This window comes from Vaccinium witches'-broom phytoplasma str. VAC, from assembly GCF_000309405.1.
Classification (GTDB): Bacteria; Bacillota_I; Bacilli_A; order Acholeplasmatales; family Acholeplasmataceae; genus Phytoplasma.
In genome coordinates, this window is record NZ_AKIN01000006.1 from 1 (window position 1) to 11,030 (window position 11,030).

Below are 11,030 nucleotides of genomic sequence, written 5' to 3' on the forward strand. Positions count from 1 at the left end.
TTATAAAATTTTATTATTTAAAATAATTTTTTGTATAATTTCTTAACGTTGGTTTGAGCCGTTATACGTTGCATTACTTCAACAGCCACACCTACAACAATTAAAAGGCTAGTGCCACCTAATTGAACTTGGGATGTGTTGTCAGAATCATTAGCCCAAACAAAAAAATTAATCAATTCGGGTAAAGCGGCTAAAATAGTTAAAGCAAAAGCGCCGATGACTGTTACTTTAAATAATTTTTGAGTAATTTTATAAACCGTTTCTTCTCCAGGTTTTACCCCTTCTAAGTAAGCATCTTGTTTTGATAAATGTTCGGCAATGTCTGCCGGATTAATAGTTATAAAAGTAGAAAAAACTGAAAATAACAAAATTAATAACAAGTAAACAAAAAAACCTAAACCTAAATAATTGCTTTGAGAAACCTGAAATCGATTTACCCATTGGGAAAAACCATTTTCTGGTCCCAACAAAAGAGAAATAGTTCCAAAAACTTGCAATAAACTATTGGCTAAAATAACTGGCAAAATTCCTGAAGTATTAAGTTTTAAAGGGATATGATTTTTTATTTTATCATTATTTTGTTTAGTAGCGTAAGTGATTGGAACTTTTAAATAAGCAGCTGATAAAATTACTGTTAAAATTAACAAGATTAACAAAACTACTAAAGTGAAGATTCTTTTAACTACAAAGTCTGAATTGTTGACGTTTATTAAAAATTGCAACGTGTCATATAAATTTTTACTTACACTAATTGCTACGAAAATAGAAATACCATTTCCTACCCCTTTAGAAGTGATTAAATCAGCTAACCAAATGCTAATGAAGGCTCCGACCGCTAAAAAAAACACTATCGTTAAAACGTGTGCTTTATTGTTAGCGAACGAGGCGATTCCATCGCGTTGAATAGAAGATAAAGCCAATCCTATCGCAAATAGCAAAGTCAAAGAACGAGCAACTAAATTCGTTTTATACTTTCCTCTTTCGCCTTGTTCTTGCCATTCTTTCATAAAAGGGAATAATTTTTGCGAAAACTGGACAATAATAGAGGCAGTAATATAAGGATAAACCCCTAAAGATAAAAAATATATAGAACCATTAACTTCAAATAAACTAGACTTAGAAAGCTTAAAAAGTTTTTGTTTATAATCAAAAAAAAATTGTTCTTGAAACATCACAGAAGGAATAACTAATTTATTACCGATAACAAAGATAAATAAAATAACTAAAGTAAATAAAATTTTTTTAATTATTTTACTTTTATCACGAAGAAAATTTATTACCATTTTCATCTTATGCTACCTTCAATATTTCGACATTTCCGCCAACTTGTTGAATCAATTCTTGAGCTTTATTAGAAAATTTAGACGCTTGTACTGTTAATTTTTTAGTGAAAGTACCATTTGCTAATATTTTAATATCAGAAGTGTTTTTCTTGATAAGGCTTTTTTTCAATAATAATTCTCTAGTAACTACAGTATCATTGTCAAAAATTTCTAAATCTTTTAAATTAATTAAAAAATATTTTTTTTGATTAAAATTGTGGAACCCTCTTTTAGGAATTCTTTGGAAAAAAGGGATTTGTCCGCCTTCAAAACCTGGTCTAGTGCTACCGCCAGAACGAGCTAATTGACCTTTATGTCCTTTGCCAGAAGTTTTACCATTACCACTACCTGGGCCACGACCTAAACGTTTAGTTGTTTTTCTAGCGCCTTTAACTGGTTTTAATAAATGTAACATAAATTAAACTCTCCATTCCAATACTTCTTTTACCACAACTAAATGATGTATTTTTTTAAGAACTCCTCTAACAGTAGGAATATCTTCTTTAATCACTTTTTGATTAATTTTTCTTAATCCTAAGTGATGAGCGTTTTTTACTTGATTAGGAGTTCTTCCGATTAAACTTTTATATAAAGTAATTTCTAATTTTTTCATTTTGCTATTCCTTTAATTTTCGCTTCTAAAGAAACTCCTCTTGCTCTTTCCACGTCTTTAATAGTTCTTAAATTTTTTAAACCATCCATTACAGCTCTTAAAACGTTAACGGAAGTTCTTGAACCTAAAGACTTAGTTAAAATATCGCTAATTCCTGCTAATTCCAAAACAGTTCTGGCAGCTTTACCGCCAGCAACGATACCTGTTCCTTTGGAAGCTGGTTTTAAAAAAGCTTTTGTTGCACCAAAATGACCAGTAATTTGGTGAGGAATAGTAGTTCCTACTAAAGCGATATCAACCATTTCTTTTTTAGCTTTTTCTAAAGCTTTTTTAATAGCGTCAATGATTTCTTGGGCTTTACCAGTAGCAAAACCTACTTTTCCTTTTTTGTTGCCGACAACAACTAAAGCGGAAAAACGAAAACGACGGCCACCTTTAACAACTTTGGTAATTCTGTTAATTTTAACTACTTTTTCTTCGATTGAAGAGACTTTTTTATTAACGAATCCTTTTCTTATTCTATTTACTTTCAAAATTGTAAACCTTCCTTTCGGGCAAAATCAGCTAAAGCTTTTATACGACCATGGTATAAACGTCCGCCGCGATCAAAAACAACATTAGTAATGCCTTTTTCTAAAGCTTTTTTAGCAATCAGTGTACCTATATTGGAAGCAACCTTTGTATTAACTACGTTGGCATTAATTTCTTTACTATGAGCACTGCACAAAGTAACTTTACATTGATCATCGATTATTTGTGCATAAAAATATTTATTAGAATAAGAAACATTTAAACGTGGTTTAGCATTAGTTCCTATCACTTTTTTTCTTAAACGTAAATGGCGTTTTTTACGTAAAAATTGTGAAGATTGTTTATTAATCATAGCTTAAATAAATGTCCTTTCTTATTTTTTAGCACTTTTACCAGTTTTTCTATGAATATATTGACCAACATAACGTATCCCTTTTCCTTTGTAAGGTTCTGGTTTGGATAATTTAACATTTTTAGCAGCGAATTCGCCTACAAATTGTTTATCTACACCTTTAACGGTAATTTCTGTGCCTTTAACGATTGTTACTTCTAAACCAGCAGGGATATTCATAACGATCGGATGCGAAAAACCTAAATTAAAAGTTAAAGTTGAGTCTTTCTTTTGAACGTTATAACCTAAACCAACGATTTCCATTTTTTTAACAAAAAATTGATCTAAACCGGTAATCATATTATTTAATAAAGCTCTTGTAGTGCCGTGAATTTTTTTCATAAAAATTTTATCATTAGGTCTTTTTACAGAAATTAAATTATCTTTATAATCGATTTTTAAAGAAGGATGAAATTGATATTCTAATTGTCCTTTAGAAGATTTAACTGTAATAAAATTGTTATCTTTAATGTCCACTTCTACACCTTTAGGAACTGCAATAACTTTATTTCCTACTCGTGACATGATGTCTTTCTCCTTAATATTTACCAAATATAAGCTAAAACTTTGCCACCAATTTGAGATGATAAAGCTTCGTGATCAGTTAAAATTCCTTTAGAAGTAGATATTAAAGCTACTCCTAATCCGCTTAAGACTCTAGGAATTTCATCAACGCCAACATATTTAGAAACTCTTTTTAAACCTTTAATAGTTCTTTCTTTTGTTTCGGAATTATATTTTAATTGGATAATAACGTTTCTTTTAGTTACATCTAAATTAAAATCTTTAATAAAACCTTCTTTTTTAATAACTTCTAACATTTTAATTTTTAACTTAGAAGCCGGAACTAAAACTTTTGCATGACGCATCGTATTAGCGTTGCGGATTCTTGTTAATAAATCAGCAATAGGGTCTGTCATAACCATATTTGTGTTCTCCTTTTTTTATTACCAACTTTATTACCAACTAGCTTTTTTAATACCCGGAATTTCGCCTTTATTAGCTAATTCACGAAATTTAATTCTAGATAATCCGAATTTTCTCATATATCCTCTTGATCTGCCATCGATCTGATCTATATTTTTAAGACGGACAGAGGAGGATTCCACAGGAAGACGAGATAAACCTTTATAATCTTTTTTTTGTTTTAACTCAAAACGTAAGTCTTTATATTTTAAAAATAAAGCTTTTTGTTTTTGGTTTTTAACTATTCTTGATTTTTTAGCCATAAAAACTCCATTTTATTTATTTTTTTTAAAAGGCATGCCGTGAAATTCTAATAATTTTCTAGCATCTTCATCGTTTTTTGCTGTAGTGACAATACAAATATCCATTCCAAAAATTTTTTTAACTTTATCAAAACTAATTTCAGGGAAAATAATTTGTTCTTTAATGCCAAGCGCATAATTACCTCTACCATCAAAAGACTTAGTAGGAACTCCTCTGAAATCTCTTACACGAGGTAATGCGATATGGATTAATTTGTTTAAAAAAGATTTTTGTTTGTTACCTCTTAAAGTAACTTTTAAACCGATTGGCATTCCTTCTCTTAACTTGAAGTTAGAGATAGATTTTTTAGCTTTAACGATAACAGGTCTTTGTCCGCTGATAGCAGTTAATTGTTCTGAAAATTCATCCAAAACTTTAATGTTAGTAACAGCTTCGCCCATCCCCACATTGATCACTATTTTGTCTATTTTAGGAACTTGCATTACTGATTTAAAATTAAAAATTTCTTTTAAAGCCAAAAACGAATTATTTTCAGTACAATTATTCTCTTTTTTCATTGATTCAAACCTTCTTTATTTAGAAATATCTAAAGTAGTGCCTGATTTTTTTGCATAACGTGCTTTTTTACCTGACTCAAAACGGTAACCAACACGTGTAGGCACGTTTTTAACAGGATCTATTACAGCAACATTAGAAACATGAATAGGCAATTCTTCTTTAATGATATTTCCTTTATTTTCGTTGTCTGAAGGAGTTTTATGTTTAGTAGCAATATTTATTCCTTCAACTAAAACTTTTTGTTCTTTAAAAAAAACTTTTACTACTTTTCCGCTTTTAAGAGTTTTTTTGTCTTTTTCATCAGTTGAAAAACGATCTTTTCCAGCGATAATAGCAACTATATCTCCTACTTTAATATACATTCATCATACCTCATATTATAATTACTTCTTCAGCTAAAGACAGAAATTTAGAAAAATTATTATCTCTTAACTTTTGATTTTTAACAACAGGTCCAAATATTCTTGTGCCTTTAAGCGTCATATCGTCTTTAACAATAACAACTGCGTTATCATCAAATTTAATATAACTGCCGTCTTTGCCTTTTAAACCATGTTTAGTGCGTAAAATTAAAGCTTTTGCAACTGTTCCTTTTTTAACTGCGCTAGAAGCAATAGTTTTTTTTACAGTTACTACAACTAAATCGCCTATATAAGCGTAACGTTTTTTACTTCCGCCAGGAATACCAATAACTAAAACCTCTTTAGCTCCGCTATTGTCTGCTACTACTAAACGAGTATTTTTTTGAATCATATTTGAGACTCCTTATTTTTGGCATTGACAACTTTGAATAAACGAAATTTTTTAGTTTTAGAAAGAGGTCTTGTTTCCATAAAATTAACTAAATCGCCTACTTTTGCAACTTCTTTTTCATCGTGAACATGAAATTTGTTAGTTTTTTTCACTCTTTTTTTGTATAAAGAATCTTTTTTGTAAGTATCCACAGCAACAGTAATTGTTTTTTGCATTTTATCAGAAACAACTACGCCTGATAAAATCTTTCTAGAATTACGCATTGAAATCAACCTCCTTTTCTTTTGTTTGAATTTTATTTTATTGAAATAAAGAATCTACAAAAAAATTATATATTTTATTTGCCAAAAATATATATTTATTTTTGCGTATCTAATTCTTTATTTTTTTCTTTGTTTTCCGTTTGTTCAGTTTCAACTTCTGTAGTTTCTACTTTGTCGTTTTCTAATGGATTATTTTGAATTATTTTTTGTTCTTCAACTGATATTTTAGAATCTTTTGGGATATTCTCAACAACTACATTGTGAGATAACTTTCTTTCGTTTAAAACTGTTTTCATTTGTGCAATTATGATTCTGATTTTACGCACACGAGAAGTATTTTTTGTTTTAGATAATTCTAATTGTAATTTAGTGTCAAATAATTCTTTTTTAAAATGAAGAATTTTATCATTTAATTCTTCGTTTGTCATTTTACGAACGTCTTTGATTTTCATTATTCTTGACCTCTTTTAACGATTTTAGTTTTAATAGGTAATTTATGAGATGCAAGTCTTAGAGCTTCTTTTTCTGTTTTTTCTAAATTATTAAGATCACTAACTTCAAAAAGTACTTTGCCTTTTTTAACAACCGCTACCCAAAATTCAGGAGCACCTTTTCCGGAACCCATCCTAACTTCTAAAGGCTTTCTAGTTAAAGATAAATGAGGGAAGATGTTTAACCAAACTTTACCTTCTCTTTTCATATGACGAGTCATAGCAATACGAGCAGATTCTATTTGTTGGCTAGTAATCCAAGCTCCTTCTTTTGCGATAAGACCATAATTACCATTATTGATCTTATTTTTACCTTTAGATTTTCCTTCGTAACTTACACGATGTGGGCGACGGTATTTAGTTTTTTTTGGCATTAACATAATTATTTACCTCTTTCCCCATCTAGGACGTTATTTTTGTTTTAACATTTTTATTATTGTTAACTTTTTTTGAAAATGTTTTTTTATTTTCAAATTTTGGTTTTCTATCAGAAAATTTAGATCTTCTGTCGTCAAATTTTGGTTTTCTATCTTGAGGATTAACTCTTTTTTCATCATATTGAGAAACTAATACTTTTCTAGTATCTTCGATAGTTTGTTTAGGTAAAACTTCACCATGATAAATCCATACTTTAACGCCTAAAACGCCATAAGTAGTGTGAGCTTCTTCAAAAGCATAATCGATATCCGCTCTTAGAGTATGAAGAGGAACAAGCCCTTTAGAAAGAGTTTCTTGTCTAGCTATTTCAGCGCCGCCTAAACGACCAGAAATAATAATTTTAACACCTTTAACGCCTGTTTTTAAAACCTTTTGTGCTGTCATTTTTTGAGCAGCTCGAAAAAAAGCTCTTTGTTCTAATTGGATAGCTAAATTTTGTGCTACCAATGTAGCCACTTTATCAGGGTTTTTAACTTCTAAGACGTTTAAAATAATATCTTTTTTAATCAATTTTTCGATTTTTTCAACTAATTTATTTTTTTCTTTGTTTTCAGGTCCAACAACTATGCCTAATTTTGAAGTGTATAAAAAAATTTGGATTTGTTCTTTGTTGGTTTTTTTAAAACGTTGGATTTCAATACGGGAAATAGTTGCTTTCGAATAATGGTTATTAATTAAATTTCTGATTTGATAATCTTCAAGAATTAAATTAGGAACTTGTTTATCTTCGGCGTACCATTTGGAATCCCAATTTCTAATGATTCCTAATCTTAAACCGATTGGACTACTCTTTTGACCCATTTTCAACTATCTCCTTTCCTTCTATTTGTTGGATGACTGATTGCTTTTTAACTGTTTTCTTTTCTTCTGCCGTTTTGGAAGAAACAACTATTGTAATATGAGAAGTTCTTTTCTTAATTTTATCAGTTTTACCTTTAGCTCTTGGTAATAAACGAGTTAAACGAAGACCTTCATTAACAAAAATTTCTTTCACGTATAATTCTTCCTCTTTAAGGCTAAAATTATGAACAGCGTTGGCAACAGCACTTTTTAAAAGCTTTGAAACGATTGGAGATGCTGCTTTTGGAGTAAACATCAAAATTGCTTGAGCTTCTCTAACATGTTTGCCACGGATCAAATCCACTACTAAACGTGTTTTTCTAGGAGCAACAGACATCTGATTTGCAATAGCTTTTACATTCATATGTTTAATGCCTTTCTAAATTATTTTTTTTGAATTTTTTTATCTTTTTTAGCATGTCCGCGAAAAGTACGAGTTGGAGAAAATTCACCTAATTTGTGTCCCACCATATCTTCTGTAATGGAAGAAATAATGTATTCTCTTCCGTTATAAACAGCGATTTTATGACCGATAAATTCTGGTAAAATAGTGGTTCTGCGCGAACGTGTTTGAATAACTTTTTTATTTTTTGTTGCGTTCTGTTTTAGTACTTTTGCTAATAAATGTTCATCATAAAAAGGACCTTTTTTAATCGAACGAGCCATAAATTTACCTCTTTATTTTATTTCTTACGACGTTTTAAAATTAAACTATTAGAAAATTTATTTTTTTTACGTGTTTTCACTCCACGAGCTTTTTTACCCCAAGGAGTCATAGGCGACTTACGTCCAATAGGAGCACGGCCTTCTCCTCCGCCATGAGGGTGATCGTTAGGATTCATCGCAGAACCTCTAACGGTTGGTCTGATAGATAAATAACGCGTTTTTCCTGCTTTACCGTTTCTAATCAACTTATAAGTTTCATTTCCTATAACGCCGATAGTGGCTCTACAGGTTGATAAAACTTGTCTAATCTCTCCGGAAGGCAAACTAAGAACAACATATTTCTCTTCTTTTTTAACGATTTGAACAGAAGTTCCCGCACCGCGCGCTAATTGTCCGCCTTTACCAGGTTTTAACTCAATATTGTGTACGAAAGAACCAGCAGGAATATTTTTTAATGGTAAAGTATTGCCTACTTTAATTTCAGCATTAGAACCAGCAGAAATCTCAGTTCCTACAGTTAAACCTTTAGGAGCTAAAATATATCTTTTTTCTCCGTCTTTATAATGGATTAAAGAAATATTAGCGTTACGATTTGGATCATATTCAACAGTAGCAACTTTGCCAATCGTATCGTCTTTATTACGTTTAAAATCAATAATACGATATTTTTGTTTTACTCCGCCGCCGTGATGCCTTACAGTAATTTTTCCTTGATTATTTCTTCCGCCTGTACTTTTTTTAGAACGTAATAAACTTTTTTCAGGTTTGGAAGTAGTGATCTCGTCAAAACTTTGCAGTCTCATATTGCGACTACCATTAGATATAGGTTTATATTTTTTAATAGACATGCAATGGATAACCTTTCTTTAATTTTTTAAAAAAAAATTAATCTTTTATTTTTTTATTTTGAATCAGAATCGCTAAAAATGTCTATTCTTTGGCCAGGAACTAATTTAATGATAGCTTTTTTATAAGATGCCGTATAACCTTCGTATTTACCTTTTTTTTTGTATTTAGGCAAAACGTTACTAGTACGTACAATTAAAACTTTAACATTAAAAATGTGTTCAACAGCTTTTTTAATTTCTATTTTATTAGCTCTTTTATCCACTTTAAAAGTGTATTCGTTTTGTAATTCTAATTTTTTATTAGTAGCTTCAGTGATAACAGGAGTTTTAAGCCATTCATAATATTTAATCATTTTTTAAAACCTCCTCAAAATGAGCAATAGCACCTTTAGTTACAAATAAACGTTTAGCATTCAATATTTGATAAACACTTACATGAGAAGCACTTTCTAAAGTTACTTGAGGTAAATTATTAGTAGAACGCATTAAATTTTCAGTTATTTCTGTAACTATTACTAAAACTTTTTCTGTAATTTGTAAATTTTTTAAAATTTTTTGAAATTCTTTAGTTTTTGGTGTTTCTAATTTTAAAGTTTCAACTACGGTTAAGTTATTGTTTTGAGTTTGCAATGACAAAGCAGAATTTAAAGCTAATCTTCTAACTTTCCAATTCATTTTAAAATCATAATCTCTTGGTTTCGGACCAAAAGCAACTCCACCGCCTCTCCATAAAGGAGAACGAATCGTACCGTGACGAGCATTACCTGTGCCTTTTTGAGCCCAAGGTTTTCTTCCTCCGCCGGAAACTGCAGATCTATTTTTAGTTGAATGAGTTCCTTGACGCATTGCCGCTCTTTGTTTATTAACAACATCATATAAAACTTGTTGATTAGGTTTTATACCGAAAACTTGATCTAATAAAACAATTTCTGAACTCATTTTACCATTTTGATCAAAAACATTAAATTTAGGCATTTGGATTCTCCCTTGTCATTTTTTTCACAGCAGTTTTAACTATTAAGAAACCTTTTTTAGGTCCAGGAACATTGCCTTTAATTAAAAATAATTTTTTATCAGAAACAACAGAAACTATTTTTAAATTTTGAACAGTAACTGTTTCACAACCCATGTGTCCAGGTAATTTTTTGCCTTTAATATTACCTTTAATAGGTCCCATTGAACCAGGTCTTCTGTGATATCTAGAACCGTGACTCTCAGGCCCTCTACTTTGGTTATGTCTTTTAATTGAACCAGCAAAACCTTTACCTTTGCTAATTCCTACAACATCAACGATTTCTCCTGTTTGGAAAATATCTTGTGTTAATGTTTGTCCTACTTCTAAAGAAGCTAATTCGTTTTTAAAGTCAGGTAAAAAAGATAACTCTCTAACAAAATACTTAGGAGTAGTTCTGGCTTTACCAAAATGACCGATAAGTGGTTTTGTGGACAATTTTTCTTTTTTAGAAGCGAATCCTAATTGAGTGGCTTGATAGCCGTCTTTTTCTATAGTTTTTTGTTGTAAAACAACATTATCAGAAACATCCACAACAGTAACAGGGATTACAAATCCTTGTTCATCAAAAATTTGAGTCATGCCTAATTTTCTTCCCAAAATTCCTTTAGCCATTTTGATCCCCTTTCTTAAAATTATCAAAATAATTTTTCTCTTTTTTTAATTATTTATTTTTTTAAATAAATATTTACTGAATATGGCAAATTAATGTGCATTAAAGCGTCTATTGTTTTAGCATTCGGATTAATAATTTGAATTAAACGTTTGTGAGTAGAACGGCCAAATTGTTCTCTACTATCTTTATTTACAAAAGGCGAACGTAAAACAGTAAAAACCTCGTTTTTAGTTGGAAGAGGTATTGGGCCTTTTATCTGAGCTCCTGTTTTGGAAATACTAGTGATAATTTTTTTTGCTGCTTGATCTATCAAATGATGATCGTAAGTTTTTAAAAGAATTTTAACAACTTCTTGTTCTTGAGCCACTGTTCTTATTCTCCTTTCTTGATTTTGATAATGACAATAACTTCCCAAATATATTTTTTTTATAAAACAAATATTTTTTTTATAAAACAAA

Annotated in this window: 22 protein-coding genes; all 22 read right to left on the reverse strand. The window is 30.1% G+C overall.

What is annotated here, in order from left to right:
• Window positions 1–17 precede the first annotated feature (17 nt).
• Complete coding sequence (gene secY / locus RI68_RS00315) at window positions 18–1,289, reverse strand: preprotein translocase subunit SecY (protein ID WP_017193297.1); 1,272 nt, start codon at window positions 1,287–1,289, stop codon at window positions 18–20.
• Between the two features lies 1 nt (window position 1,290).
• On the reverse strand, window positions 1,291–1,737 hold the full coding sequence (gene rplO, locus RI68_RS00320) for a 50S ribosomal protein L15 (RefSeq protein WP_017192138.1): 447 nt from the start codon (window positions 1,735–1,737) through the stop codon (window positions 1,291–1,293).
• 3 nt (window positions 1,738–1,740) lie between these two features.
• The gene (gene rpmD / locus RI68_RS00325) at window positions 1,741–1,935 is read right to left on the reverse strand and encodes a 50S ribosomal protein L30 (RefSeq protein WP_017193298.1); all 195 of its coding nucleotides are present in this window, start codon (window positions 1,933–1,935) and stop codon (window positions 1,741–1,743) included.
• Window positions 1,932–2,468, reverse strand: a complete 537-nt coding sequence (gene rpsE / locus RI68_RS00330; RefSeq protein ID WP_017193299.1) for a 30S ribosomal protein S5 — start codon at window positions 2,466–2,468, stop codon at window positions 1,932–1,934. The genes rpmD and rpsE overlap by 4 nt, the downstream gene beginning before the upstream one ends.
• Window positions 2,465–2,818 (reverse strand): 50S ribosomal protein L18, encoded by a 354-nt coding sequence (gene rplR / locus RI68_RS00335; protein WP_017193300.1) that lies wholly within the window; start codon window positions 2,816–2,818, stop codon window positions 2,465–2,467. Before rplR ends, rpsE begins: the two co-directional genes overlap by 4 nt.
• A gap of 21 nt (window positions 2,819–2,839) precedes the next feature.
• Complete coding sequence (gene rplF, locus RI68_RS00340; protein WP_017193301.1) at window positions 2,840–3,382, reverse strand: 50S ribosomal protein L6; 543 nt, start codon at window positions 3,380–3,382, stop codon at window positions 2,840–2,842.
• Between the two features lie 20 nt (window positions 3,383–3,402).
• On the reverse strand, window positions 3,403–3,783 hold the full coding sequence (gene rpsH / locus RI68_RS00345) for a 30S ribosomal protein S8 (protein ID WP_017192133.1): 381 nt from the start codon (window positions 3,781–3,783) through the stop codon (window positions 3,403–3,405).
• 33 nt (window positions 3,784–3,816) lie between these two features.
• Window positions 3,817–4,086 carry a 30S ribosomal protein S14 gene (gene rpsN, locus RI68_RS00350; RefSeq protein WP_017192132.1) on the reverse strand — a complete coding sequence of 90 codons (270 nt, stop codon included), beginning with the start codon at window positions 4,084–4,086 and terminating at the stop codon, window positions 3,817–3,819.
• 12 nt (window positions 4,087–4,098) lie between these two features.
• Window positions 4,099–4,644 carry a 50S ribosomal protein L5 gene (gene rplE / locus RI68_RS00355; protein WP_017192131.1) on the reverse strand — a complete coding sequence of 182 codons (546 nt, stop codon included), beginning with the start codon at window positions 4,642–4,644 and terminating at the stop codon, window positions 4,099–4,101.
• 15 nt (window positions 4,645–4,659) lie between these two features.
• Complete coding sequence (gene rplX / locus RI68_RS00360) at window positions 4,660–5,007, reverse strand: 50S ribosomal protein L24 (protein ID WP_017193302.1); 348 nt, start codon at window positions 5,005–5,007, stop codon at window positions 4,660–4,662.
• Window positions 5,008–5,017: 10 nt separating this feature from the next.
• Window positions 5,018–5,398 carry a 50S ribosomal protein L14 gene (gene rplN, locus RI68_RS00365; RefSeq protein WP_017193303.1) on the reverse strand — a complete coding sequence of 127 codons (381 nt, stop codon included), beginning with the start codon at window positions 5,396–5,398 and terminating at the stop codon, window positions 5,018–5,020.
• On the reverse strand, window positions 5,395–5,667 hold the full coding sequence (rpsQ, locus tag RI68_RS00370) for a 30S ribosomal protein S17 (protein WP_026071925.1): 273 nt from the start codon (window positions 5,665–5,667) through the stop codon (window positions 5,395–5,397). Before rpsQ ends, rplN begins: the two co-directional genes overlap by 4 nt.
• 89 nt (window positions 5,668–5,756) lie before the next feature.
• Complete coding sequence (rpmC, locus tag RI68_RS00375) at window positions 5,757–6,113, reverse strand: 50S ribosomal protein L29 (protein WP_017193305.1); 357 nt, start codon at window positions 6,111–6,113, stop codon at window positions 5,757–5,759.
• A complete protein-coding gene (gene rplP, locus RI68_RS00380) occupies window positions 6,113–6,532 on the reverse strand; it encodes a 50S ribosomal protein L16 (RefSeq protein WP_017192638.1) in 420 nt (139 codons plus the stop codon). The genes rpmC and rplP overlap by 1 nt, the downstream gene beginning before the upstream one ends.
• 22 nt (window positions 6,533–6,554) lie before the next feature.
• Entirely contained in the window at window positions 6,555–7,391 is an 837-nt protein-coding gene (gene rpsC / locus RI68_RS00385) for a 30S ribosomal protein S3 (protein WP_017193306.1), read from the reverse strand.
• Window positions 7,375–7,794, reverse strand: coding sequence for a 50S ribosomal protein L22 (gene rplV, locus RI68_RS00390; RefSeq protein ID WP_017192124.1), 420 nt, complete (start codon window positions 7,792–7,794; stop codon window positions 7,375–7,377). Before rplV ends, rpsC begins: the two co-directional genes overlap by 17 nt.
• Window positions 7,795–7,814: 20 nt before the next feature.
• The gene (rpsS, locus tag RI68_RS00395; protein ID WP_017192123.1) at window positions 7,815–8,096 is read right to left on the reverse strand and encodes a 30S ribosomal protein S19; all 282 of its coding nucleotides are present in this window, start codon (window positions 8,094–8,096) and stop codon (window positions 7,815–7,817) included.
• Between the two features lie 17 nt (window positions 8,097–8,113).
• On the reverse strand, window positions 8,114–8,944 hold the full coding sequence (gene rplB, locus RI68_RS00400) for a 50S ribosomal protein L2 (RefSeq protein ID WP_017192122.1): 831 nt from the start codon (window positions 8,942–8,944) through the stop codon (window positions 8,114–8,116).
• Window positions 8,945–8,997: 53 nt separating this feature from the next.
• Window positions 8,998–9,297, reverse strand: coding sequence for a 50S ribosomal protein L23 (rplW, locus tag RI68_RS00405; protein WP_017192121.1), 300 nt, complete (start codon window positions 9,295–9,297; stop codon window positions 8,998–9,000).
• Window positions 9,290–9,919, reverse strand: coding sequence for a 50S ribosomal protein L4 (gene rplD, locus RI68_RS00410; protein WP_017192120.1), 630 nt, complete (start codon window positions 9,917–9,919; stop codon window positions 9,290–9,292). The genes rplW and rplD overlap by 8 nt, the downstream gene beginning before the upstream one ends.
• Window positions 9,912–10,571, reverse strand: coding sequence for a 50S ribosomal protein L3 (rplC, locus tag RI68_RS00415; protein ID WP_017193307.1), 660 nt, complete (start codon window positions 10,569–10,571; stop codon window positions 9,912–9,914). The genes rplD and rplC overlap by 8 nt, the downstream gene beginning before the upstream one ends.
• 53 nt (window positions 10,572–10,624) lie before the next feature.
• A complete protein-coding gene (gene rpsJ, locus RI68_RS00420) occupies window positions 10,625–10,939 on the reverse strand; it encodes a 30S ribosomal protein S10 (protein ID WP_017191823.1) in 315 nt (104 codons plus the stop codon).
• Window positions 10,940–11,030: the final 91 nt, after the last annotated feature.

Coding starts and splice junctions, on each gene's coding strand:
- rpsC (WP_017193306.1), bottom strand. CDS start 7,391: ATGGGTCAAAAGAGTAGTCCAATCGGTTTAAGATTAGGAATCATTAGA.
- rpsS (WP_017192123.1), bottom strand. CDS start 8,096: ATGGCTCGTTCGATTAAAAAAGGTCCTTTTTATGATGAACATTTATTA.
- rplO (WP_017192138.1), bottom strand. CDS start 1,737: ATGTTACATTTATTAAAACCAGTTAAAGGCGCTAGAAAAACAACTAAA.
- rplP (WP_017192638.1), bottom strand. CDS start 6,532: ATGTTAATGCCAAAAAAAACTAAATACCGTCGCCCACATCGTGTAAGT.
- rplF (WP_017193301.1), bottom strand. CDS start 3,382: ATGTCACGAGTAGGAAATAAAGTTATTGCAGTTCCTAAAGGTGTAGAA.
- rplR (WP_017193300.1), bottom strand. CDS start 2,818: ATGATTAATAAACAATCTTCACAATTTTTACGTAAAAAACGCCATTTA.
- secY (WP_017193297.1), bottom strand. CDS start 1,289: ATGAAAATGGTAATAAATTTTCTTCGTGATAAAAGTAAAATAATTAAA.
- rpmD (WP_017193298.1), bottom strand. CDS start 1,935: ATGAAAAAATTAGAAATTACTTTATATAAAAGTTTAATCGGAAGAACT.
- rplN (WP_017193303.1), bottom strand. CDS start 5,398: ATGATTCAAAAAAATACTCGTTTAGTAGTAGCAGACAATAGCGGAGCT.
- rplD (WP_017192120.1), bottom strand. CDS start 9,919: ATGCCTAAATTTAATGTTTTTGATCAAAATGGTAAAATGAGTTCAGAA.
- rplW (WP_017192121.1), bottom strand. CDS start 9,297: ATGATTAAATATTATGAATGGCTTAAAACTCCTGTTATCACTGAAGCT.
- rplX (WP_017193302.1), bottom strand. CDS start 5,007: ATGTATATTAAAGTAGGAGATATAGTTGCTATTATCGCTGGAAAAGAT.
- rpmC (WP_017193305.1), bottom strand. CDS start 6,113: ATGAAAATCAAAGACGTTCGTAAAATGACAAACGAAGAATTAAATGAT.
- rplC (WP_017193307.1), bottom strand. CDS start 10,571: ATGGCTAAAGGAATTTTGGGAAGAAAATTAGGCATGACTCAAATTTTT.
- rplE (WP_017192131.1), bottom strand. CDS start 4,644: ATGAAAAAAGAGAATAATTGTACTGAAAATAATTCGTTTTTGGCTTTA.
- rplB (WP_017192122.1), bottom strand. CDS start 8,944: ATGTCTATTAAAAAATATAAACCTATATCTAATGGTAGTCGCAATATG.
- rpsH (WP_017192133.1), bottom strand. CDS start 3,783: ATGGTTATGACAGACCCTATTGCTGATTTATTAACAAGAATCCGCAAC.
- rplV (WP_017192124.1), bottom strand. CDS start 7,794: ATGAATGTAAAAGCTATTGCAAATCAGATGTCTGTTGCTCCTAGAAAA.
- rpsN (WP_017192132.1), bottom strand. CDS start 4,086: ATGGCTAAAAAATCAAGAATAGTTAAAAACCAAAAACAAAAAGCTTTA.